This is a genomic window from Bradyrhizobium sp. F1.13.3 (assembly GCF_040548265.1).
In the GTDB taxonomy this organism is placed as follows: domain Bacteria; phylum Pseudomonadota; class Alphaproteobacteria; order Rhizobiales; family Xanthobacteraceae; genus Bradyrhizobium.
The window spans coordinates 17,395-41,111 of record NZ_JBEPRI010000033.1; the positions used below are offsets into that span (position 1 = coordinate 17,395).

Here is a 23,717-nt window from a genome sequence, read left to right on the forward strand (position 1 = left end):
CAGACCCCCAGCGAGCAAGGTGCAGCTCTCAGCGAACCTGTCGCACCGACCGCATGACGCTCCCTGCGATGCTGAGGCTTAGGCCCATATCGAGGCACAGCTTGAAGAACTCCTCCGGCGCGTCGGAAACATCGAGGTGATGCAGCCTTGTCAGATCCCTAGCAAATTTCCCGATTGGCACGACATCGCTCGATGTCACCCATTCTGTATTACCGACCTTTGCCTCGAATTTTGCGATGACGTCATCGGGAAGTTCAGGACCGAACAAGAAATATCTCAAGTACGGGATAAAATGAGGATACGTGTAAATATCGGCTCCCGTGCACCCGTTGTGCTCGAATAGTCCTTTTCGAGAATCCTTGATCCGACCAAAATTGTACCGAGGATCATTCCAGTAGTTTAGCCTTTGTAGCGGCACCGCCTTGCGCTCGCTCAAAGAACCCAAGAGCGCCAGGATGGGCTCTTTAAACGCCAAGATCAATCCTTCGAAGAAGCTCAGCTTCGCTCTCGCTGAGATCAATATGATATTTCTTCACTTTTCCTCTCTTTTCGGCGCGTGGCCCATTGTGAGGCGTTCCTAGTCCCGCTGGCTTCTCTGGTAGAGTTCGAGGACCCACGGCGAGTGGTGGTGCTCTTGATACACCAGGCTGAGATGCTTCTTTGTCCGTGTCACACCGACGTAGAACAGCCGCCTTGCTTCGCGAAGCCCCGCCGGAGTGCGCCTGTCGCGTTCGCTCGGGATGTCGCTGGCGTTGACGCCATACATGATGACGGCGTCGAACTCCCTGCCCTTGGCGCTATGTAGGGTGCTGAGATTTACGCGTCCCGCACCTTCGACACGCCCCGCGAAGTGCGCGAGCGAAAGATCGAGATCTCGCGTCGGATCTGTGTTGGTGATCATCTCGTCGCAGATGTGCCATTCGACTTCCGAATTTCGGGCAACGTCGCGCCAAGGCGTGATGATTTCTCGATGGAAGCGCTCCAGCCATGTATGCGTTGTCTCCTGCCTGCCGATCGAGGCATTGAGGAATGTCATAAGCTGCGCGGACAAATCCTGATGCTCGCGTTCGCTGGCATGCCGCCCGAATACGAGCGCAATAGCCTGTGACAGAAGCCGCGCATAAGGTGGATCAGCCTCTCTCCATCCCCCAGTCACCCAGCGGGCACAATCCTCAATGAAGCGCGCGAGGCGCGAGTTTCTTCTGACGAGGGCGTTGGTGTCTGTTCGGACAAAGGGAATATTGGCTTCTTTTAGCGCACTCGCGACCTTGTCGCCGAGCCACGCCGCTCTATAAAGAACCGCGATTTGCCCGAGCTCAAACCCCTGTTCGATGAGCTTTGGGATGATCGTGACGGCAATGGCTTGGGCCTGTGAGTCATGGCCATATGGGACGTGCCAAAAGCTAAGATCCCCTTTGGGGGTCCCGTCGACACCGTGGTAATCGCGCTCTTCGCCAAGCGCGCCCAAAGAAGCGCGAATGATCTTCCCGCCCGAACGATAGTTGAAGCGCAGCCTGATGGTCCGCACATCGGCGCGCCGCGTCAGGCTTTCAAGCAGTTCAGGATTGGCGCCGGCAAAGGCATAGATTGACTGGTCGGCATCGCCAACGGCGAAAAGCCGGATGCCCCCCTCAAAACACAAGAGCAGGACGAGCTCATGCAATGCGTGGCCGAGATCCTGATACTCGTCCACAAACAGGACCGGGAACCGTGCGCGGAGCGCCTCACGGATCCAACGATGATCCTTGATCATGCGATAGGCGAGAAGCGGCATATCGTCGAAATCAAGCAAGCCCTGTCGGCGCAGTTCCGCCTCATAAGCCTCGATGAAAATCGCAAGTTCGGGATTGCGGCCACGCCACTCGGGCCGCGAGCGATCGACGTCGCGCTTGCGCTTCTCGGACGCGAACTCCCAGCGCCGGTGGGGATCGTCGGCGCCGTTGATGGAGTTCCGGTACGCCACCTCCACGGCCGCCCTCGCTTCCAATCGCGTCGCGACCCGGAAGTTAGGAGGAAGGCCTGTGGGCACGCAACGGACATAAGGACCGATTACCTGGCTCAGCGCGAACCCGTGCACCGTCCCGATGAAGGCGCGCTCTCCAGGAGTAACGCCGAGGCGCGCAAGACGAGTTTCGAGTTCGATCGCACACTCGTTATTGTAGGTGATACAGGCAACGCCTCGTGGTTCGACCACGTCTTGCGCCAAAACCCGCGCCATAGCCGTCGTCAGAGTTTTGGTCTTCCCACTTCCGGGCCCCGCCAGCACGATACAATGCCCGGTCTCAACGACAGCGGCGGACTGTTCCGGGTTCGCCTGGAGCTCAGCCAGGGCCTGACGAAGCGCGCGATCACTAGACATGAGCAACCAGTCCAACGATCGTGTTGATTGCGCTTTCGATATAAGTAGGCGGCTTGAGACCAACGGCTTTCTTCGAAAGACGCGCGCCGAGCCTGCCCTTGCCAATATCTGCAATCATTGCAAGCAATTGTGCGGCATCCACTGTCGTACCAGCTCGCCAAGCAGCGATGCGCCGACTGCGCACGGAGCCGAAGTCCTGCTCACTCAGGATATCGAGCAGCGGGTTCAGCAATGTGGGCGTGTTCGCAATAGAGACCTCGAAGGTCTGTTCGTTGAGAAAAATGCTGGATTTTGCAGCGCCCGCGCTGAACGCGGCATGGTCCATTGCTTCCCACGGTGCCAGTTGCGCGGCCGTCAGGAGAGGCTGGCCACGAACCGCAAGCATGTCCTGCCAGAGATCGAGTGTCCGCTTCCTTCCCAGAGGAGGCTTCGTTCCATCGAGAGGGTCCCAGTCGGTGATCACACTGTAAGGAAGCTTCAGTGCTTCAGCGAGCTTCACATAGGGGCGGAAGTTGACCCCGCCGACGTTGCAGACCGCGATCCCAAGCTCGTCCAACGAATGGCCGAGTGATGAGGCGAAGATTGGCAAGAGCGCCTCCTCTGCGTCGCCTTCGATAAAAATGACGCCTCGGGCGAACAGCAACTCAGCGCGTGTCGCATTGAGGTAGGTTTCAAGATCGTCGATTTCGTCCGAAGTTACCGGCAGGTTCGCCAGCGAGAACGCCTGGGTCGAGCCCCCCTGCCTCTTCAACTGCACGATAGATCGCAACGGGGTGACGGCGGCCAAAGTCGGCGAATGGCTGGTGACGATCATGGCCTGCGAGGCGTCGACACTGCCCAGCAGCTTCTTGAAGACAGATCGCTGGAGTTGCGGGTGAAGATGCGCCTCGGGCTCCTCGATGCACAGGAGCGAGAAGTTTCGTTCGTTCTTCTTGCGGCGCCATGAAAACTCAGCAAGCTTCAGAGCAAGCAACGCCACGTTGGCCGATCCAAGACTGGCATCCCCAATGCCACGCTTCCCGTTGTCGATGAACATCGCAATCGCCCTAAACAGGCGCAGCGGGTCAGTCGGCGCGAATCTCAAGCGCGCGTCGATGTCATGCGCTTTTCCCGAAAGATGGAGGATGCCCGAGCGCAACTCATCTTCCAGCGTCTTGATCGTCGGAAACGTTTCGAGCGTCTTGGTCGCCTTGTCGAGCTCGGCAGCGACAGCGTCGATATCCGTACGGCTGATCCCGGAAACGGCATCCTCAAGCAGAGGACGCAATGGCGAACTACGCCAGTTCCCCAACTGCCCTTCAGCATCTCGCAATGCGTCCAGCAATTCGATCGCGATGCGGCGGCGAACCCTACTGGGAAGCGAGCGGGTTTCGTCGCCGCCGCCGAAAACGATAAATTCACAATCGGCACTCGACTGTGGAGCACCGGCAACCTCGGGCTTCTTGCGGAAGACGTAGCTGAGTTGCGCGATCGTCGGATCATGTGAGGCGCGGAAATCGGTTAGAATCGCGGTCAGGGCCATATCCGTCGCGAAATCCGAAAGCTCCAGATGTACCTCGATGGGCGCACTGAAATCGGCCGGCCCTCCATCCCAGAAGTCGGTCAGCTTCAGCTGCCTGGCCGAGTCAGGGAGGGTCGGATCGAGTATGAGCTGGATTGCAAACAGCAGATTGCTTTTTCCGACTCTATTCTGCCCGAGCAGCACGACATTGCCAGCCAGCGGAATATCAATAGATTGAAAATTTCTGAAATTTCTTATGCTCAACTTGCTTAGACGCATTGTGCCCCCAGGATTGTATCTCTTTATTAGCCTGACATCTCGGTAGGCCGAGAGTCTGAGCAACCATCGAGACTCGACCGACAATAGCGTAACGTAGGCAAATGATCACTCGCTCCGCCCACATCGTCGACGGTTTGCTCGCCTTACGCAGCGCTCGCGCTACAACAGCCATGAGCGGTGCCATCGGCCGCGAAATCCTGACGCTTCCCCTTCTCGCCGGTCGCCTTGCCGGCGGGTTTACAACGCCCGCGGGGACCGATGTTCTTTACCCGGCGATTCAGGCAGCACTTGCTGCAGGAGGTTTTCGCGATATTGCCGGCATTGCGGGCTTGCCAGGCATGCCACGGGCCGTCCTTCAATCGCTCGATTCGGTCTGGCGCTCGGACTTGGATTTAGCCTCACTCGCCCACGAAGCCGTGCGGTTCCATGACCTTGCTCTGATTGAGGCGCGAATCCGCGAGAGCCTACCAGCCACCCATCTGCTGCCCCGCGACCTTCGCGACGCCGCCGTCGAACGCGCTGACTACACCCGCACCCTTCTGGGCACTGTCACACTTGCCGGCATCGTCGAGGTTGATCCGGTTTGGCGTCCCCTTCTCAATGCAATCATACGCGTGGCCGACCTGTCTTGGGATATGCCGGACGGCGTTGAGCAGCCCTGGTTCGGCGGCGCGACCCGCAAGAGCGCAGCCCCTGGACCTACACATATTTCCGCCGAAGCGAGCGCAGATCCGAAATCAGAGGTCGTGGAGGCGCTGAGATGGGCTAGGCGACTGCTATCGACGGGCCAGGTCAAGGCACAGGACATCGCAATCGCCGCGACCTCGACGCAAGACTGGGACGATCACTTTCTTGCCTACGCGAGAAGTGCGGCACTGCCGGTTCATTTTTCTCATGGCGTGCCGGCGTTGAGCACGGCGGATGGTCAGACCTGCGCTGCCCTTGCGGATATTCTAGGCAACGGTCTAAGCCAGGAACGCGTCTGGCGGCTGCTCCGGCGCCTTCCGTCGCGGCCGTTCGCCAGCTCACTTCCCGAAGATTGGTTCGCCGGCATTCCGAGAGGGGCAGCGCTACGGACACTTGATCAATGGCGCGAAGCGTTCACCGCGGCCAGGCCACGGCGGTCCACGGCCGAGCTTGCCGAGCAAACTCTTCTGCCGATCCTCGATCTCCTCGCCCGCGGACCAGAGGCTGGAAGCGAAGCCGGCACGCGGCTTTTGAGCGGCGCCAGCCTGACGATGTGGGAAGAGGCACTGCGAAGCGCCCCACCGCATGCAATTGCGCTGTCACTTCAATCATTGCGGGTCGCGGATCAATGCGAACCTGCCAATAGCGTTGTCTGGTGTCCGGCATCGCAGTTGGTGTCGTGTCCGCGACCGTTCACACGTCTGCTCGGCTTCACCAGCCGATCCTGGCCACGATCGGACCATGACGATCCCCTCATCCCGCATCATCTGCTCGAGCGCCGCAAGCTGCATCCGGTCAGCACCGCCGAGCGAGACCGCCTTCATTTCGAGATCATAAGGGCACAAACGCGCGAGCAACTGGTCTTGTCGCGCGCTCAGCGAAACGCCAGAGGCAGCCAGCTATCGCCAAGCACCTTATGGCCCGGCGACACGGTCGTTCACAAACGCGACCGCGTGCCAGAACACGCCTTCAGCGAAGCCGACCGGTTGTTGGCGCGCGCCCGCGACGCCGGACAGCTCGCCCATGTACGGCAGGCTCAGCTCTGCTGGCGAAACTGGCAGTGGCGCGCGGATCTCACCGCACATGACGGATTGTCGGACGCCAATCATCCAGCGATCGAGGCCGCCCTTGTGCGGGTCCAGTCGACGACCTCATTGCAGCGCTTGCTGCGTGACCCGCTCGGATTCGTTTGGCGATATGCATTGGGCTGGCGCTCGGCTCGCCAAGAGCCCGAACCGTTGGAGCTCGATCCGACGTCGTTTGGCGAACTGGTACACGAGTTGATCAGCGGTGCGATCTCAGCGCTTGAGCCCGCGCCGGGATTTGCACGCGCAAGCGCCAACGAAATCGAGGCGGCAATCGAAGGCGCTTCAGCGGCTGTCCTTACCTCGTGGCCGTTGCAACGATCCGTCCCGCCGCCGATCCTTTGGCGTCACACGGTGAAGGAAGCGGCGCGCAGGACGGCGAAAGGCCTTGCCTCCGACGATCTGGTACGATCCGACACGCGAAGCTGGACCGAGGTGCCATTCGGCCAAATCGATTTGGTATCGGAACAAGTGCCATGGAACGCAACGTCGGCCGTTCCGATCGAGCCGACCGGCTTGATCTTCGGTGGCCGGATGGACCGATTAGATATTCGGGCGACTGGCGACGCCGCGAGGATCACAGATTACAAGAGCATCAAGCCGCCTCCGAAAGCTCAACGCATCACCCTTGGACAAGGGCGCGAGTTACAACGCGTGCTTTACGCAATTGCCGTGCGGGCCCTACTGCCTGAGGTGAGAACAGTGATCGCACGTCTGGTTTATTTGGCGGATGACCCGGCAACCTTCGAGCTCAAGGGAGACGAACTATGCGACGCAATCACGCAGGCCATCGGATACCTGTCGGCGGCAACGACAATCTTGCGCAGGGGACGGCTTGCGCCGCGCTGGGAAAAAGACGCCTTCTATGACGACATGCGTCTTGCGCTCCCAGCGGATCGCGACAGCTATCTTCGTCGCAAGGCCTCGGAATTCCGCGCAGCCAACCAGCAACTCAACAAGCTCTGGAGCGCCGTGACATGACGCTCGTCGATCAGGACAACCGTTGCCGGGCAATGACAGACTTCTCGTCGATCCTGCTGGTGGAAGCGGCTGCGGGAACCGGTAAGACGTCGCTCATGGCCGGGCGGGTGGCGATGATGCTCGCCGCAGGGCACCGCCCCGAAGAGATCGCCGCAATCACCTTTACCGAGTTAGCGGCAAGCCAACTTGCCGCGCGAATTAGAGAGACCGTCGACCTCCTGCTGGTGGGCGTGGTTCCGGCCTTCTTGAAGGCGGTCATTCCGCAGGGGCTGTCCGGCCAGCAGCGAAACGCACTCATGGCCGCATCCGCACAACTCGACGAGTTGACTGCGACAACCATCCACGGGTTTTGTCAGGCGATCATTCGCAGCCATGGCGTCCAGGCAGGGCTTGATCCTGGCGCTCGCGTCGCCGACGCGATCGTCGCTGACAATTTGTTCATGGCAGAATTATCAGCGTGGTTCTCACGCCGGCTCGCAATTGACGCCTCAGAGGACGATCCGATCGTTGTCTTGGCGGAGCAAATCCCGCTGCAAGTGGTCGACCTCGTCCGCGAACTTGCATTCCTGCGGCGCAAGCATCCCGATGCTGAGCCGATCGCTCCGTCCCGAGATCTTCGACCCGACATCGATTTCGTCCAGGCAGTCGACGACTTCGAGCGATGGAGAGCAAGCATCGGGGACGAGGCATGGGCGCGAGAAATCGCACAGGAACTCGGGAGGCTGGCGACACGCTACCAAGGCTGCTTCACCGGCGATCCGGATTTTCGCTCGTTGTGGCAACTCTGCGACCCGCAATCGGGCCGGTTGTTTGGACGGAAGGGATTGCAGCTCAAGACTTATGACGAGGCCGCCCGCGGTTTTGGCGCTCACAAGAATGATGTTGGCAACGATTCAGGGCGGGCGCTGTTCGAAGCGGTCAACGACGCGTGGAGCCAGCTCATTGGCCACATCGCGAGCACGCTCGTCTGTTCGCTATCAAGCTCGCTTGACCAACTTCTGGAGAGCTATCGCGCCCGCAAACGCGCGGCGGCAATTTTGGATTTCGACGATCTGATAGTTCACGTTCAGTCCCTTGTGCGCTCACACGAAGAGGTTCGGCAGGCAGTCGGGCGGCGCTATCGGTATATTCTGGTCGACGAATTCCAGGACACGGACCGCATTCAAAGTGAGATTCTGTTCTCGATTGCTGCGACCGCCGAACGCCCGACGCATTGGGAGGCCGTGCGGCTGCGTGCCGGAGCGCTTTTCCTTGTCGGCGATCCGAAACAGGCGATCTACCGCTTCCGGGGTGCCGATATCGAGGCCTACGAGCTTTGCCGCAGGCTGATCCAAGGCCAGGACGGGGGAGCGGTCATCGAGGTCACGGCCAATTTTCGATCGCTTAGCCCGATTATCCATCACGTCAATGCATGTTTCGAGCCGGTTTTTGCAAAGCCTTCCCAGCCCCGATATGTCGCTCTTGCTCCAACACTGTCCGACGCGTCGCAGCCCCTGCCCTGCGTAGCGCGTTCCACCATCGAGATTCCTAACGCCGAGCGCATCTACGCGGAGATGTTTCGGGAAGCCGAAGCAGAAAGGGTCGCGGATATCTGCGCAGCGTTGGTCGGAAACTTGCCAATTTTGCGGGCCGACAAAACGCACACTCCCCTGCAGGCCGGTGACATCGCGCTTCTATCGCCGGGTCATACGGAACTCTGGCGTTATGAACGAGCACTCGAACAGCGGGGCCTTGCGGTTTCATCGCAAGCTGGCCAGACCCTACTGCGACGGCAGGAAACGCAGGATGTCCTGGCACTCGTGAGGGTGCTGGCGGATTCCTCGGACACGTTCGCCTTCGGCGCCTTCATGCGCGGTCCGTTGGTTGGGCTGAGCGAGCAGGAGCTGCTCGACATTACCGCCGCCCTCTCTGCAGATGGGACGGCTCAGACCTTCTTTACTGTGCGCACAGATCCTGACTTGGTGCAGCATCCGCTTGCCAAGGAAATTCTCATGTTGCTGCAGAGCCTGCGGCGCAAAGCGCCCGTCGTCACACCGAGCCTGATCCTCACTGAGGCCATCGAGCGCCTGAACGCGCGCGTCATTATCGCGGCGCGGCACGGAAACCGAAACGCACGGGCGCTCGCCAACCTGGATGCGCTGATTGAGAGAGCGCGCAGCTACGGGGTCGCCGGCCTGCGCGCTTTCGTTCGCGATCTTCAATCCGACTGGGAGCGCAAGGCCAGAGCACCAGAGGGTCGCATCGACGCCGCCGAGCATGCGGTCGAGATTGTCACGATCCACAGCGCAAAAGGGTTGGAATGGCCTGTGGTTATTCCGATCAATTCGACGACCGAGCTCTATCGGCCGGACCAGTTCGTTCACAGGCAATCCGACAACAGCCTGCATTGGATGATCGGTGGCGTCGCACCTCCGGAACTCGCGGCGGCGCGCGCCGCGGAAAGCCTCGAGAATGCCAATCAGCGCGAGAGAATTTGGTACGTGGCGTGCACAAGGGCACGAAGCCTCCTGATCCTTCCCCATATCCCCCAAGCGTCAAAGGATTCGTGGTTCAGCTCCGTCGATCTTCGTCAACTTGAAGTCCCAGAACTAGATCTTTCCTCCTTCACGCCGATGGCAGCCCGTTCTGGCGCTTCTCAGCCAAATGAACAGTCGGCTGAAATTTTTGCGACGGAACAGCTTTTCGTCGAGGACAGCTCGCCGGCTCTGGTCTGGCGTCGACCAAGCGAGCATGACGGCGATCGTCTTGGCGCCTCTCTTGACGGGGTAATCACCTTGGAGAGCCAGGCCGAGCGTCTCGAAATTTCAGGCGCGGGCGCTCGGCGCGGAGTGATCCTGCATAAGCTTATGGAGGAACTCCTGACCGGCGAGCTCGCGGATGAACTAGCGGCAAGCGTCGCACGCGCCCGTTTCCTGCTCGATCAGCTAACACCTCGCACCGGCGATGATCAAACTCGGCCCGATCCCAATGAGATGGCGGCGGCGGCGCTTCGTACCCTTGCTTTGCCCGCAATTGCTGAACTGCGGCCTTATCTTGTACCTGAGGTTCCAGTCTGGGCGTCGGATGAGCACGTTCTTGTCGCCGGTCGCGCCGATGCCTTGGCCATCAGCGGCCAGCGTGTCGAGGCCGCAATTGACTGGAAATCGGATGTCAACCCGACACGCGCCGTTCGCAAGGCACACGCGCAACAGCTGCTCGACTATCTGTCGGCAACCCATGCCAATCGGGGCGCGGTTATCTACCTCACGAGCGGAGAGATTGTCTGGGTCGGAAATGAAACCGACAAGTAACTGATGCCGCAGCTCACAGTCGCCGAGCACGAACGACTGGGCGGGCGCGCAGCGTTGACGTTAGAGTTCGCATGGCCGGCAAAGTACCTAACTAGTGCGGCTTTGCGCCCTCAAAGCCCAGAGATGCTCCAGTGAGCACCGTGGTGAGCCATCGAATCTGCGCATTCGCCACTGCCGACGGTCCAAGTCTTCGTACGCTCCGCCTGTTTCAACAAAGCGATGGTGCTTGTGCCGCAGCGTGGCATCGGCAACAAGCGAAGATATTTCATTTTCGCCCGAGGTAGCTCCGCGGGAGGACCTACGCTTGGGGAGGCGCTGCACGGGACGATAGCTTAGGACAGCGCGTGCGGGCTGCGTGTGTTGCAGCTGGAACGCATCCAGCGCCTTTGTTGTGGATAGCTCGGCATTGGCGCCGTTCGGCCGAATTTGACGCAACGGCCACCTCCGCGGTTGGCGTATCCTCGACGTGCCCTAGCACCAGTGGTCTCCCCGATGACCGAACAGTTTTCCCTGTTCCCGTTTGAGAAATGGGTAGCGCTTCCTTCCGGCGCGCCAGCCGCACGATGCTGGTTGGTGGCCGACAGGGATGGTCGCGATGCCGAACTGGGGCGGGCGCTCACCGAGCGAAAGCATATCCTGATCGATGCCGGGAATGGACGTGTCGCGATCGGCGAGAATGACGTCATTCTAATGGTCGAGCGGGGAAAGAACGAAATCGCATGCCTTGCGCCGGCATGGATGTCGACCAGACTTCCGCAAGGTCTTCGCCAAAACGGATTGGGGTTTTATGTCCCCATGCTCGGGGAGCGCTTGGTAAGCTTCTTGCACCCAATGCGCGGACAGATTTCCTGCGTCGTGTTGGATTTTCGTCAAGGACCAAGCGGGAGCCTCGACACTGCGTCTCCAGATCGATTGATCGAAATGGTCATTTCGGAGCTCTTTTCCGAGGACGTCGATGCGACTACGCGCACGCAGATCGCGGCCGATTGGCTCGACCAGGTCGACGATCGCGTGCCGAAATCGTTGACAGGTGTGATCAGGTTCGAGATGGCGAAGATCCTGACTGAACTTTCAGCCGGAGTCTCGGAACAACTGCTTGCCCAGGCCGCAGCCTTGTTCAGGAACGCAGTGCACGATCTCAGCTCTTCGAACTTTTTGTCTTGCGCCGATTCTGCGGAGCGAAGACTGAGAGACGTCGAGGAAGCGATATTCGTTCGGCAGCAAGGGCGCTTTCCGTTCCTAGATCCGCTCGCCGAATCCGGTTCTGCCTCTTACATCCCAAGTTTGGGCTTCGGCGTGCATCGGCTGCTCTGTGCGGCGCTCCCCGCGCTGCCTTTGCACTCCCTATCCGACGGAGAATCGGCTTCATCGAAACGAAAACACCTCTTTTCTATGCCGGCCGACCACGCTATCCTGAGTGGGCTCCTTCCAAAGGATTTGAGGGTGCTGCGGGCTTCGGTCTCCTTCGGCAAACGGCGCGGTCACCCGCGGCCCGGGCGTGATCCGGTGAGACTTCGGCTCGGCCGCGAAACTCGTGTTTCAGCCCTTCTGGACGGCGAATTTTACCAACTGATCGGAATGGCAAGTAACGGGGACGGACGGGAAGTCACCGTTTTCGCCGATTCGAACGGGCTCAATGTTGCCCCAGAGCACAAGCGAGGTTGGGTGGGTAAACCAATCGACTTCCGGGCTACCGGTGGTCAGGCGGGAATCCACGATGTGCGCTTCACCTTCTTGACACACGAGAGAGTTGTGTCAAAGCTACAACGGAAAGTAGAGATAGTCGATTTTTGATTTTGCGTTTTTCCGGGTCAGTAGTTTTATGGCAGACGGCAAATTTTCCAAGCGCGATCGGGTTACGATTGATCCCTTCAAGATCCGCATAGCGTTGTCTACGCGATTCGAAGCCCCCACGAAGACCGTGGTGAACGTGCTCCGGGGCAACGACGACCAAGTGACCTTGAAGTTCGAGGAAGGCCCCCGGCGCTCCGAAATCATCAACGAGAGCAAGGCTTTCACTGCCGAACTCGCGAGATTTGCCGGAAGACCATGGGCGCCGAACAACCCCAATCCTCCGACGCCGGACGAAACCCGTGCGCTTCAGAATGCTGCGGCTGCGTTCTTCCTCAGGATTTTCCGGCACAAGACGGACGATCTGACCGTCGCCCGTGTCAATGAGCTTCGCTACTTCCTCGATCACAAGAACCTCATAGGGATAAACTTCGACAGCGACGTTCCGGGGATCCCGCTCGACGCGCTTCACTACGGCGCTCTCGGGGCGGCCGTCGACTTGCAGCGATTCATTGGGGCGCGGGCGCCGATCGTCCATGCGCCCCGCGCCGACAACGACTATCCGGGGGACCAGGAAAGCGATCTCAGGATCGGCTTTCTCGGTACAAACGGGGTCCAATCCGTTCGGCTTAGGAATCCTGATGGCATCTTTGCAGCATTTGAGAGGCTGAAGATCCCCGGTGAGCGCGTGCACGAGGAGACGCCGCTCAGGGACCCCCAGGGCATTGTCATGAACGTGGCTGACATTCACGCGCTTTTCCGCGCCTGGGCCCAGTATCGTCCGATTTGGCATATAACCAGTCACACCCAAACGAGAGCAGGTCAGCCCGTTTTCGTGTTGGACAACGGACTTGAGGTTCGAGCCGACTTTCTCAATCGACAGCAGGGGGCGAGGACGTTTTTAGGCCAACCCCTCATGTTCCTGAACTTATGTGCGGGTACGCAATCTGGGATTGTCGACGACACGAACTTTCCCGACAGTTTAAATCAATTGGGGGCTGGAGGCGTGATCGCCACGCACTGCTTGATCCACGACCGATTCGCGACGCATTTTGCGGAGCGCTTCTATTCGCATGCGCTGAGCGGCGAATTGTCGGTAGGGAAAAGTTTGTTCCGCGCGCGTCGCGACAGTTTGCGCAACGACGGTACGCTGGCCAGCCTGTGTTACTCCTTTCACGCGATGGATGACTTCGCACTCCCTTCAGTCCCGCTTCCGGACGCGCAGGAAACCGCCCGCTCGGCTTAGATCGAACATTCGAGGACGATTGAGATGCCGCAGCAACCTCCCGCGCGGGAAAAGTGGGCCATCTTCAAGACTGGTGGGAAACAATACCGGGTCGGTATCGGCGACGTCGTGAACGTGAGCTCCGAATTCACGCGGGCGATACCCGCGAACGCCGACGGCCGCCGCCTTTTCACTTTCGACGAGGTGCTCGCCGTCAAGGCCGATGCGGAGCTTGTGCTCGGCCAACCGATCGTTCATGGCGCGAAGGTGGTGGGTGAATTGCTCGACGACGCGAGGATGCGGAAGGTCACCACGCTCAAGAAGCGGCGAAGAAAGAACTCACGCCGTAAGCGTGGACACCGACAGGATTATCATCCGGTGAGGATTGTGGAGATTGCGCCGCAAACGCGGGGCGCGTTCGACTCGGTGAGCGCGGCCAGTGCCGGCGCCGCGCCAATCCCCGTTTCCGCGACGACCGAGCCTCATGCCGATCTTGTCGAAACCTTGGACGCGTTGCGCAGCGGCAGCGGCGTGCAGATGGACAAGCCCCTGCGAAGGCTGGTTGCAACCGACTGGACGGAGCGGCCTTCTTGGGAGCGGATGGCGGCGGCCAGCGCTGCCGAACGGGTCTTCACGGCACAGGACGGCGACTTGAGATCGCTGGCTGCCCTTGCGATCTATCGGGCTACGGCGGCGTCGGGCGCCACCGACGAGACGCCGCAGGCGATTGCCGACGGTGTGTCGGGCTACTTCGAGAGGCGGGGCCGGCCGTTCTTTCTCGAAATCGAACTCGGCCGAACCGATGCCAAGGCAGAAAAGAAGAAGTACAACGCGCGGATACGACTTCGTCGCTGGATGGCTGAGGCGCTGCCCGGCGTCGTTCACGGTTCGCCGGCCGAGGAGTTGAGTCGCCTCGATCCGCGGATCCGGTTGTCGGGTTACGGTCTGGTTTCGAAGACCAAGAAGTTCTCCTGGCGAAGAGACCTGCCGTCCGGCCTCGTCCTCGATGGCGTGGTCGAGTTCGAGAACGACGATAATGCGTCCAAGACGGCAACGCTCGATGTGGTCCTCGGCGGTCGTCGCGTCGACCGCCGGTTCCTCCGACTGGACAGTTTGACCGTGACGCGCGAGGAGCCGCCGGCGTCAGGTCTTGTACGTGCGAAGGTCCAGGAAAGCGCTGCCTGACCACGGGTCGCCTAGCAGCAAGTAATCGCGCTCGTCCGAGGTGCTTCCCAGCACGTCGATGTAGGTGTACTCGAGACGTACGCGAAGTCCGGCGTCGTTTTGGCTGCGGACCAATTCGACCGCCCTGAATCCGAATGCGAGGGTTTCGGGACCTTTTACGACGATGGAGCCATTGACGCCGTTTTTCGTCTGGTGATTAGCTTCCAATTTCGCCAGTTCTTTCAGCGCGATCTCCGCGCCGACTGCGTGGCCCCTGTCGTCGGTCCACAGAACCTCGAGATCGTTACAGGCATAGATATCGGTAACGCAGAAGATTCTCAGAATTTCGGGAGCGTCGAACGCGGCAAGGTCCGCGGGCTTGCCGGCGATGGACTTGGCCAATGCCGCAAGATCGATCGAACGCCGCTTGGCGCTGGCGAAACGGATACTCAACTTCCGGCCGCCTTGCGCTTCCACGTTCGCGGAGACCTTTCCAAGGCTTGCGCCGGGCAGAAACTTTGTGAAGATCCCCTCGAAAAAGCCGATCTGCGCCTTTGTATCGCGGGCGTCGGAGAATGCTTCGCCGATGTCGGCCAACGCTTCCGGAGGCGAGACGTGGGGCAACGTTACGCTCGGAACGACGAGTCCCAACGAGGCTGGACCGAAGAATCCGTCATTCGACTGAACGATGGCTTGCCCGGGTTCGAGGTCGGCCCGCGGTAGTTTGAGCAAGTTCATCCGGTACTTGTCGAAGAACAGACGGATGAGCGGGTCGGTGATGTCCTTCCTGTAGTCGTTCTGCGCGTTCATGTCTGGCTCCCGTTTTATCTAAATGCTGCCGCACGCGCGGAGAAAATGACGGCGACTGTCGCCAGGATAGGCTACTCCGAACGTTGCGATCCCAAGGCTCCTATCGAGTTCTTCCGGATGGCCGCTCGGATATACGCCTCGAGTGATGCTCGTTCGCCGTGTGCCGCTGGTTGTCGACCATCCAAGATGCCATAGTTGTACTACAAATTTGATACAACTGCCGGAAAATTGATACAGTCGAACGCCACGCCACAGCAATTGGAAACGGGAATCCGTCATCAGGATGAACACCGCACGAGGCCGCGTGCGCCGATGAAGCGGCACCGTCATCGATTTCACGGAGGTCGGAACGCCTCGGCGCGTCGAAAACCGGGCAGTCCAGAGCCAGGCGCTCGGCATCGTCGCGGCTGGCCTCAACCCGGACCGCAGCGCTCTCGACTGTTCGGGTCAACAAAGCGAATCACGGAATAGACCTCACGCAGTGGCGAGCCAGCGGCCCTCGATTTGAGCCCGGCATGTATCGTCGGAAATCGGCGACAACCGCACGCCCTTCCTATTGCCGCCAATAAAAGCGTAGCGCCCTTGCCCATCCAACCGCGCCTAGTGACGGCGGCAGAAAGGCAGCGCAACGATATCAAGCGACAGGAGACGGCGCTCGTGTTCTGGCGTAGGAAAAGAAAGAATGGTCGGTCGATCAATGCGAGCCGGGATCGCCTGTGACTGGCGTCGTACTCCCAGGATCGCTTGATTCCATGCTCACTTCCTTAAGTACCGTCGATCCACTAGAAAGTCGTCGCCCCAGAGCTTCGACAAAGCGGTCGTAGCGCTCACCGCCCTTGGAACGCGCGGCTGGGCTCGACTGCTCGGGCAAGGCGGGGGTAGACGTCAGCCAGAAGCGGACGAACAATGCGATCGTCTCCAGCGTGACACCGTCATTCCGTTCGAGTCGTTCCAGCATGCGTACGATGCGGTCGAGCCGCTTGGCTATGGCAGCCTCCCGCCGGTCGGAGTCGTCCGGCGAGAGGAATGAAGAGATCGCGGCCTCGGCGACCAGAGACTTGGGCTTGCCGTGACGTTTTGCGAGAGCCTCGAGGCTGCCGAAGATACCTCGATCGAGGTAGATGCTCAGCTGGACCTTTTTCATGACGACCGCTCAAAGCCCCATTTTGTCGTCCGGGTCGAGGCTGACAGAACGTGCAAGACCCTGCATCGAGCGGCTCATGGCCTGCGCCTGGGCGACGTCGGCGTCGCCATCATCCGGGGCGGTGTCGAACTCGTTTTCGGTAAGCGGGGCGCTGATCACCACTTCCTCATGTTGCGGCAGTTCGGGTTCGCGGCGAATACCGCCATTCGTATCCCGGGCTCTGTGCTTTAAGGTCGCGAGAAGCTCGACGGAGGGCGGAATCGGCGTTTGGCCCGACCACGCATCCGGCAGAGCGATCGGTGCGGCTGGACCTGTGCCCGACGGTTTCAATATCCGGCTTTGGAATTGCGGATCCTCGTAGTACCGGACCTTGCGGGCGCGCACTGGATGCACGCCCGAGACCATCACGACCGCCTCATCGGGCGACAGCTGCATGACTTCCCCGGGCGTGAGCAGCGGGCGGGAGGTCTCCTGGCGGCTTACCATCAGGTGGCCGAGCCAGGGCGAGAGGCGATGCCCGGCGTAGTTCTTCATCGCCCGCATCTCGGTCGCGGTTCCGAGCGCGTCCGATACCCGCTTGGCGGTGCGCTCATCATTGGTCGAGAACGCGATCCGGATATGGCAATTGTCGAGAATAGCGTGGTTCGGCCCATAGGCGCGTTCGAGCTGGTTCAGGCTCTGGGTGATCAGAAAGCTGCGAATGCCGTAGCCGGCCATGAAGGCGAGCTGGCTCTCAAAGAAGTCGAGCCGGCCGAGTGCCGCGAACTCATCGAGCATGAGGAGCAGCTGCTGGCGCCGCCGGGTGGTATCCAGGCTTTCGGTCAGGCGCCGTCCGATCTGGTTGAGCACCAGCCGCATCAAGGGTTTCGTGCGGGCGATATCGGATGGCGGTACCACCAGATAGAGCGAGATGGGTCGGGGTCCGTCCACGAGATCTCGGATGCGCCAATCACATCTGCCCGTGACCCTGGCGACTACGGGATCGCGATAGAGCCCCAGAAAGCTCATCGTCGTTGACAAGACGCCCGAGCGTTCATTTTCGCTCTTGTTCAGGAGCTCGCGCGCCGCCGAAGCGACCACGGGGTGAACCCGCTCTCCCAGATGCGGCGTTGCCAGCATCGCATTCAGCGTCGCTTCGATTGGCCGCGACGGGTCGGACAGGAAGTTGGCAACGCCGGCGAGCGTCTTATCGGCTTCCGCGTAGAGGACATGTAGGATCGCGCCGACGAGCAGGGAGTGGCTGGTCCTCTCCCAATGATTGCGGCGCTCGAGGGCTCCTTCCGGGTCCACGAGGATGTCGGCGATGTTCTGTGCGTCCCGCACCTCGCAGTCGCCCTTGCGGATCTCGAGCAGCGGATTGTAGGCGGCACTTGCCGGATTGGTCGGATCGAACAGGAGCACGGGGCCAAAGCGGGCGCGCCAGCCCGATGTCAGCTGGAAGTTCTCGCCCTTGATGTCGTGGACGATGGTGGAGCTCGGCCAGGTCAGAAGTGTCGGAATGACAAGGCCGACGCCCTTGCCCTAGCGCGTCGGAGCAAAGCACAGCACATGTTCCGGACCGTTGTGCCGCAAATAGTTGCGGCCAAAGGGGCCGAGCACGACGCCGTCGGGGCCAAGAAGCCCAGCACGCCGAATCTCCCGCGCATCCGCCCATTGCGCCGAGCCATAGGTCGTGACGTTCTGCGCTTCTTTGGCCCGCCAGACCGAGAGGAAGATGGCGAGGCCAACGGCTGCTATTCCGCCTCCGGCCGCGATGCAAGCGCCCTGCATGAAGATTACGGGTGCGTAGGCATCGAATTTGAACCACCAGATGAAAAACGCGGCCGGCTGATAGATCGGCCAGTGCCCGATCACGAACCAGGCGGGCCCAAGTTGCGGCTGGAAGGCCAGACGCCAGGCCGTCCACTCGGTCGCTGTCCAGAGGAAGGCGAGCACCACCAGCGAGACGACGATCAGTTGGCTCCAGACAATCTTTGTCGCGGACATGGACCGAGGCAATGCGGCAACGTCTGGTGCCTGTGCAACGGCGATCCGCTAGGCATCGTAGTCGCGCGCAGATTGGCGCGGAGATCGGCGGGTCAGAGCGAGAGGTCGCGCTTGTGGCCGAAACTCCAATCCACCCCGCCAGGACCGGCAATGCCGCTCACCTGCCTGCCCAGTTCACGCTCCAGCGACGGTAACCAGGGCACGAGCTGGAAACCGAGGCCGTTGTCGATCATGGCGAAGCGGCCGGAGGCGAGCGATAGCCTCCGGCTGTAAACCCCCGAAACGGACTCTCCTGCCTCCGCGGGCAAATGCGCCAGCCCGGTTTCGGAGGCCAAGCGCCGCCCCACGGTCTCGAGCTCGCGGTTGCGCAGGGTACCAATCAGGTTACGGCCAACCGTGATCTTGTCGCCGTCACGGCGGGCAAGCCCCTGCTCCGCCAGCACGTCGATCCGCCGGTCGAGCGCGTCGCGGACCTCGGCACCGAAACCAGCGCGGGAGAGTTCGACCGGCTCACGCGCGACGAGTCGGCGATCGAGCCAGGTCGCCCCATCCGCCGTCACCTGCTGGTCAAGATTGAGGTCTGAGCGGACAGCCAGCGCGATCCGCTGGCGGCCCCTTGTGTCCTCAAACCGCCGCAGCTCCATGATGCCACCGATAGGCCCGTCGCCAGCCGCTTCGACGTCCGGCAGCTTCAGATGATGCACGCGCCCATCGATCCCATCGACCACCGCGAAGGCCGTGCCCCTGAGCTCATCGTCAAGCCCGCGTGCGATCAGGCGGCCGATCACGGGTTCGCCATGGTGTTCGCCTTCGAGTGCCCAGGATGAGGGTGCACGTGCGGCGCCATCCTTTGTGAGGCTCTTGTGCAGCCGCTTGATGATATCGCCGCGCTCCCCGAGCTCTCGCAGGCGCTGCTCCGCGTCAGCCGCCAGCACCCAGCGAGCCGGCCCGGCCGGCTCGGCCAGGCCCAGCCGCTCGAGGTTGCGCATCCTTCCGATCCGGATCTCCCGCAACGGGTCGCGCGCGGCTTCCCGGTCCGGCCGGAGATCAATGACCCCGTCCGCCGCCCCTGCTTCCCGGGCCAGCACCCGGTCGAGCCTGGTCCAACGTTCAGCCGTCACGTGCCTGTCGAGGTTTTGGCGGATCTCCAGCTCTGATCGCGGACCGAGTTCACGGGTGACGAGATCCCCGGCACGGGCGCGCAAGCCCCTCGCGATATAGTCCCGGCTGATGACGAGGTCCTTGCCGTCATCGCCACGGCCTCTCACGAGGACGTGGATATGCGGGTGCTCCGTGTTCCAATGATCAACCGCCACCCAATCGAGTTTCGTGCCAAGGTCGCGCGAAGCCTGATCCATCAGTTCGCGGGTGAAGGTTCGTAAGCTTTCCAGCTCAGTGGCATCATCGGGCGAGACGATAAATCGGAAATGATGCCGATCGTCCTCGCAGCGCTCGGCGAAGGCGCGGCCGTCGGCCTCATCGCCGCTCGCGTCAAAGAGCTTGCCGGGCGCTCCGTCGCGGGTGACGCCGTCGCGCTGGAGATAACCGATATGGGCACGCAGCGCGCCTGGCGAACGCATGCGGCGCACAACACGCGCCTTGACGATGGCGCTGCGGGCACGGTTGCTGAGGAGCCGGGTCGCGGCAAGGCTCGCCGCGCGGCCGCGCCCAAACGTGCTGCCGCGCTTAAGGCCACCACGTGAGAGGCCGCCGGCCTTCTGCGCAGCTTTGAGGGCCTGCGCCAGGAACGGTTTTGTCCGAGCCGGGCGCGTCGAGCGGATGCGGCCGGGACGGATGCGGAAATCATCGTTACCGGCCATCGTTCGCTCCGAAGGGTGTCGAAAGCTGAACCAAAATAGCGCGTTGCCGAAAGTCGCAAAGTTTGCCGGACGTTGGCAATGTTTGCAGCGTGATTTGAGTTTGCTGGTGATTCCCGCCCCGACCGACCGGCCGCACCTTGCGGCTTTTACCCTGCCCTCCCCGGTCGCTCACTCCCGGCTCTCTGCCGACCACTCTCAACGTTGCGACTGGCTTCGACATCATGCGACGAAATGAGATTGCGATCATCGGGCCTGCACCTCGTCTGATCGCCGCACAAACAGGCCCGTCGCGCGAGGGACGAGTGCAGTTGCACCCGCCTTAGGCTTAGGCGCTGCTTTCGACGATTTCATTGTGCGGACGCCAGATGCCGAGTTGCCGTCAGGGGATAAGCTCTCGGACCGCTCGACAAGGACTGGCGCTTGCTGCCACGCGGTGAAGCGTCTGGCACCCGAACCGCTGCTGTTGCGCCGCGCAAAGCCGATCAATGGTGCGAGTCTAGCGATGTAGATTTGTGTTTCATCGGGAAGCGGGCGACCGGTGGCCAGGTGCTCCTCGTACCGTTTTGGTCCCGCATTGTAGGCCGCGAGAAACCCTTCCGATCCGAAACGATCGAGCATCTCGCGAAGGTACGCTGCCCCAGCCATGATGTTGTCGTGAGGATCAAGCGGATCGATACCGAGATCGTGACGAACGCTCAGCTCGACCCAGGTCGCCGTCATGATTTGCATCAGCCCGAGCGCTCCCCGAGGTGACATGGCGTGCGCGTTCCCGCCGCTTTCGGCCTGCATGACAGCACGGATCCAACGCTCCGGGACCGCGAACCGATGCGGGGCTTCGGTCACGAACGCGGCGTATGCAAGGCCCGGAAGCAGGTTTGAGAAGCGCGCAGCTTGTGTGCGCGATCCAACCTCCGCTCTGCAGGCCGATGGCGCTCCGAGCGTCAGCAGAATTCCCAAAAAGCATGCAGCGGCTCGAGATAGCAATGCGCGGACAGCCGCCAAGGACAGAGCTCTTCCCGGCCGGCACTGAGACGGCGCGAGACGGCCGCGACGCGCGCCGATTGCTGACAATTCGGCCGGGATGGAGGAATGACAGTGCGATCGGCCGACTAGAGAGACCGCAAGCCATTGGAGCAATGCCGCCATTTGTCAGTCCTCCTTGGTCCACACCGGTACCGCTTGCCCTATGACGGCCGATGTCGGGAGCGGTCCGAAATATCGGCCGTCAAAGGACTCCGCCGACTGCCAGTTCATGAGAAAGACCTCGTCCTCAGCGACGACCCGGCAACCCTGCCAGGCCGGCAACGGCCTGCCACGGCGGTCGCGCTCGCGTGCCTGGCCCATTTCGATCCCGTCCACGACGATTTTGAGTCCCGTTCTGCAGACGGTTTGTCCGGGCAACGCCAGCACGCGCTTGAGCATCGGAAGACCGCTCGGCAAATAGCCGTTGAAGTCGAGGAAGCTCGCAAGCGGCTCCGGTGGCCGGACGGCCACGAGCTCAGTGATGTGCAATCGTGCGGTCCCTTGCAAACGGTAGAGGCCGATCGGCACGCTTTCGGAAGCGTTCCAGATGTACGACAGTGAGGTGTCAGTGACCGGCCAAAGCGCGAGCGTTGTGGCCCCACACGTTGCAAGGACGATCCTTAGCCGCCCCATCAGAACACCATCCTGCGCCGGCGGAGCCACGCCTGGTGGCGCGCACGCGTATAAGGTCGTGGCGTCTCGTTGACGGAAAGCCGGTTGTGGACGTGATGCCAGTACTCGGGGGCTGCATCGGCAGGATCGATGCCGAGTGACTCCACGGCGTCGATCAACTGAAGAACGCGCTCGACCTTTTGCCAGCCTGCTAGCCGCAGCAGGCTTTCGCCACCGGGGCTGACCCAAGGCACGGTCGAATACCGCTGCCCCGGCGTGATCGCGCGCAGAATGTCGATGCGAGACAGGGTGGTTCCGAAGTCATTGGACGTCCAGCGCACGAATGCGAAGATGCTGCCGGGCACAAATGAGAGAATGCGCCGGTGCTGGTCAATGATCCTCTCCGATGCAGGCTTGCCGAACCGGATTCGGTTCTCGATACGCTTCTCGAGCCACAAGAGTTCAACAGTTGTGAGGTCTCTCACCTGGCCACTCCATAGTCATGAGAGGAATTTTGGACATGCTGGTGCGCTGTCGCCAGCGCATCGAAGTCAGAGCCTTGGTTTTGGCCGAATGGTCGCAATGAAGCGTCGATGATTGGCGTTGTCGAAGCGATGCAGCGCTCCTGCCGCTGCCGGATCGCAGCCGAGTGGCACCAATTCGTTACAAGGAATCCGAGGGATTCCAGGTTAGCCGGGGCAGTGGCCGGTGCCCCCTCGCCGGCCGTGCTGCTGCGAAGATGCTTCGCAACGATCCGCGAGCGGCGCGCGCGGTGCGTGCCGACGGTCGGCTGTGGAGGCGAATGATGGAATTCTATGCTGGTCTTGATGTGTCGCTGGAGGCGACCAACAGTTGCGCGGTGGGTGGCGATGGCAACGTCGGCAGGAAGGCGAAGCTCGAGACCAATCCGGATGCGATCGAGCTGTTCCTGGCGAAATGGGGCATTCACTTGAAACGTGTCAGTCTTGAGGCCTTCTCCTCCAGCGCCTGGCTGTTCACGGCGCTTGCCGAAAAGGGCCTCCCGATGATCTGCAGAGAGACCCGGCACGCCAAGGCGGCGCTGAACGCGACACTGAACAAGACCCGCCGCAACGACGTCGAAGGCGTTGCGCAGATGATGCGGGCCGGCTGGTTCCGCGTGGTTCTTGTCAAGTCGGAGAGCGCACAGACGTTGCGGGCGCTGCTGGTCGGGCGCAAGACAATGCTCGGCAAGGTGCTGGACTTGGAGAACATGATCCGCGGCCTGTTGCGTCCGTTCGGCCTCAAAGTCAGCGAGATCTCGGTCGGCCGTTTTGACGCACGGGTGCGCGATATCTTGGCCGGGAAGAAGGAATCGGAAGCGATCGTCGCGCCGCTGTTGGACGCCCGCAGCGCCATGCGGCAGCGTTTGGCAAAACTGCATCGCGTGGCGCCGACGTTTGACGCCACCGTCGATGACCCGGCGCGATTCAAGAAGTCGACCAATGTCGGCGCCCATTTCGGACTGACGCCGCGGCGCTATCAATCCGGCCAGACCGACCGGATCGGCAACATCTCCAAATGCGGCGATGAGCTGACGCGCGCGATGCTCTATGAAGCGGCGATCGCGATCCTGACGCGCATTCCGAAGAACTTTAAGCTGCGGCTCTGGGGCCTGCGACTGGCCAGGAAGAAGGGTCTGAAGCGCGCCGCGACCGCGGTGGCGCGCGCGCTCGCCGTGCTGCTGCACAAGATCTGGATCGATGGCACCACGTTCCGGTTTGGCGCCGGCGGCAAGCGCGGCCGGGTCGCTGCGGCGATGTAAGGGCCTCCGCGACCGCGCCGCTTCCACGCGCGCCTTTTCCTTCCGCCACGGCGGAGCGGCGTCTCCCGAGGAGACGGGGATCTGGGTGAGATCGCAACTTTTCTTGCTGGCGGCTTCATGGACACCTTTGAAGCCATCAAGCACGGCGCTGGTTAGCCTGACCGCCCATTCTCCAGA

Annotated in this window: 15 protein-coding genes and 1 pseudogene; 6 read left to right on the forward strand and 10 right to left on the reverse strand. The window is 61.3% G+C overall.

Going from position 1 to position 23,717, the window contains the following annotated elements; all coding sequences use genetic code 11:
• Positions 1-28: 28 nt before the first annotated feature.
• The 3 genes from ABIB66_RS41620 to ABIB66_RS41630 all read right to left on the reverse strand — a co-directional run bounded on the left by ABIB66_RS41620 (position 29) and on the right by ABIB66_RS41630 (position 4,139).
• Positions 29-475 (reverse strand): hypothetical protein, encoded by a 447-nt coding sequence (locus tag ABIB66_RS41620; protein ID WP_354259640.1) that lies wholly within the window; start codon positions 473-475, stop codon positions 29-31.
• 102 nt (positions 476-577) lie between these two features.
• On the reverse strand, positions 578-2,359 hold the full coding sequence (locus tag ABIB66_RS41625; RefSeq protein ID WP_354259643.1) for an ATP-dependent helicase: 1,782 nt from the start codon (positions 2,357-2,359) through the stop codon (positions 578-580).
• A complete protein-coding gene (locus ABIB66_RS41630) occupies positions 2,352-4,139 on the reverse strand; it encodes an ATP-dependent nuclease (protein WP_354259647.1) in 1,788 nt (595 codons plus the stop codon). The genes ABIB66_RS41625 and ABIB66_RS41630 overlap by 8 nt, the downstream gene beginning before the upstream one ends.
• 170 nt (positions 4,140-4,309) lie before the next feature.
• On the opposite strand from ABIB66_RS41630, the gene ABIB66_RS41635 reads away from it, so the two are divergent.
• From ABIB66_RS41635 to rplU, 5 genes are all read left to right on the forward strand, one after another.
• Positions 4,310-6,892 (forward strand): PD-(D/E)XK nuclease family protein, encoded by a 2,583-nt coding sequence (locus ABIB66_RS41635; protein WP_354259650.1) that lies wholly within the window; start codon positions 4,310-4,312, stop codon positions 6,890-6,892.
• Entirely contained in the window at positions 6,889-10,182 is a 3,294-nt protein-coding gene (locus ABIB66_RS41640; protein WP_354259653.1) for a UvrD-helicase domain-containing protein, read from the forward strand. The genes ABIB66_RS41635 and ABIB66_RS41640 overlap by 4 nt, the downstream gene beginning before the upstream one ends.
• Positions 10,183-10,674: 492 nt before the next feature.
• Positions 10,675-11,976, forward strand: coding sequence for a hypothetical protein (locus ABIB66_RS41645; protein WP_354259656.1), 1,302 nt, complete (start codon positions 10,675-10,677; stop codon positions 11,974-11,976).
• 28 nt (positions 11,977-12,004) lie between these two features.
• Complete coding sequence (locus ABIB66_RS41650; RefSeq protein WP_354259659.1) at positions 12,005-13,219, forward strand: CHAT domain-containing protein; 1,215 nt, start codon at positions 12,005-12,007, stop codon at positions 13,217-13,219.
• 24 nt (positions 13,220-13,243) lie between these two features.
• Complete coding sequence (gene rplU / locus ABIB66_RS41655) at positions 13,244-14,383, forward strand: 50S ribosomal protein L21 (RefSeq protein WP_354259662.1); 1,140 nt, start codon at positions 13,244-13,246, stop codon at positions 14,381-14,383.
• On the opposite strand, the gene ABIB66_RS41660 is transcribed toward rplU, so the two are convergent.
• The 7 genes and pseudogenes from ABIB66_RS41660 to ABIB66_RS41690 form a co-directional block, all read right to left on the reverse strand.
• Positions 14,342-15,172 carry a hypothetical protein gene (locus tag ABIB66_RS41660; RefSeq protein ID WP_354259665.1) on the reverse strand — a complete coding sequence of 277 codons (831 nt, stop codon included), beginning with the start codon at positions 15,170-15,172 and terminating at the stop codon, positions 14,342-14,344. The genes rplU and ABIB66_RS41660 overlap by 42 nt on opposite strands.
• A 694-nt stretch (positions 15,173-15,866) precedes the next feature.
• Positions 15,867-16,316, reverse strand: coding sequence for a CopG family transcriptional regulator (locus ABIB66_RS41665; protein WP_354259668.1), 450 nt, complete (start codon positions 16,314-16,316; stop codon positions 15,867-15,869).
• 9 nt (positions 16,317-16,325) lie between these two features.
• Positions 16,326-18,302 (reverse strand): annotated as a pseudogene (locus tag ABIB66_RS41670) (conjugal transfer protein TraG).
• A 92-nt stretch (positions 18,303-18,394) separates the two neighbouring features.
• Positions 18,395-20,122, reverse strand: a complete 1,728-nt coding sequence (locus ABIB66_RS41675; protein ID WP_354259671.1) for a relaxase/mobilization nuclease domain-containing protein — start codon at positions 20,120-20,122, stop codon at positions 18,395-18,397.
• A gap of 243 nt (positions 20,123-20,365) precedes the next feature.
• Positions 20,366-20,911 (reverse strand): lytic transglycosylase domain-containing protein, encoded by a 546-nt coding sequence (locus tag ABIB66_RS43790; RefSeq protein ID WP_502918367.1) that lies wholly within the window; start codon positions 20,909-20,911, stop codon positions 20,366-20,368.
• 360 nt (positions 20,912-21,271) lie between these two features.
• Complete coding sequence (locus ABIB66_RS41685; RefSeq protein ID WP_354259676.1) at positions 21,272-21,778, reverse strand: S26 family signal peptidase; 507 nt, start codon at positions 21,776-21,778, stop codon at positions 21,272-21,274.
• On the reverse strand, positions 21,778-22,242 hold the full coding sequence (locus ABIB66_RS41690; protein WP_354259679.1) for a DUF2840 domain-containing protein: 465 nt from the start codon (positions 22,240-22,242) through the stop codon (positions 21,778-21,780). The genes ABIB66_RS41685 and ABIB66_RS41690 overlap by 1 nt, the downstream gene beginning before the upstream one ends.
• A gap of 320 nt (positions 22,243-22,562) precedes the next feature.
• Here ABIB66_RS41690 and ABIB66_RS41695 point away from each other — a divergent pair, with 320 nt between their 5' ends.
• Positions 22,563-23,540 (forward strand): IS110 family RNA-guided transposase, encoded by a 978-nt coding sequence (locus tag ABIB66_RS41695; RefSeq protein ID WP_354259682.1) that lies wholly within the window; start codon positions 22,563-22,565, stop codon positions 23,538-23,540.
• Positions 23,541-23,717 lie beyond the last annotated feature (177 nt).

Bases quoted from the DNA above. Each gene is read 5' to 3' on its own strand.
- ABIB66_RS41695 (WP_354259682.1), top strand. From the start codon at position 22,563: ATGGAATTCTATGCTGGTCTTGATGTGTCGCTGGAGGCGACCAACAGT.
- ABIB66_RS41685 (WP_354259676.1), bottom strand. From the start codon at position 21,778: ATGGGGCGGCTAAGGATCGTCCTTGCAACGTGTGGGGCCACAACGCTC.
- ABIB66_RS41635 (WP_354259650.1), top strand. From the start codon at position 4,310: ATGAGCGGTGCCATCGGCCGCGAAATCCTGACGCTTCCCCTTCTCGCC.
- ABIB66_RS41630 (WP_354259647.1), bottom strand. From the start codon at position 4,139: ATGCGTCTAAGCAAGTTGAGCATAAGAAATTTCAGAAATTTTCAATCT.
- ABIB66_RS43790 (WP_502918367.1), bottom strand. From the start codon at position 20,911: ATGCAGGCCGAAAGCGGCGGGAACGCGCACGCCATGTCACCTCGGGGA.
- ABIB66_RS41625 (WP_354259643.1), bottom strand. From the start codon at position 2,359: ATGTCTAGTGATCGCGCGCTTCGTCAGGCCCTGGCTGAGCTCCAGGCG.
- ABIB66_RS41675 (WP_354259671.1), bottom strand. From the start codon at position 20,122: ATGGCCGGTAACGATGATTTCCGCATCCGTCCCGGCCGCATCCGCTCG.
- ABIB66_RS41640 (WP_354259653.1), top strand. From the start codon at position 6,889: ATGACGCTCGTCGATCAGGACAACCGTTGCCGGGCAATGACAGACTTC.
- ABIB66_RS41665 (WP_354259668.1), bottom strand. From the start codon at position 16,316: ATGAAAAAGGTCCAGCTGAGCATCTACCTCGATCGAGGTATCTTCGGC.
- rplU (WP_354259662.1), top strand. From the start codon at position 13,244: ATGCCGCAGCAACCTCCCGCGCGGGAAAAGTGGGCCATCTTCAAGACT.
- ABIB66_RS41645 (WP_354259656.1), top strand. From the start codon at position 10,675: ATGACCGAACAGTTTTCCCTGTTCCCGTTTGAGAAATGGGTAGCGCTT.
- ABIB66_RS41650 (WP_354259659.1), top strand. From the start codon at position 12,005: ATGGCAGACGGCAAATTTTCCAAGCGCGATCGGGTTACGATTGATCCC.
- ABIB66_RS41660 (WP_354259665.1), bottom strand. From the start codon at position 15,172: ATGAACGCGCAGAACGACTACAGGAAGGACATCACCGACCCGCTCATC.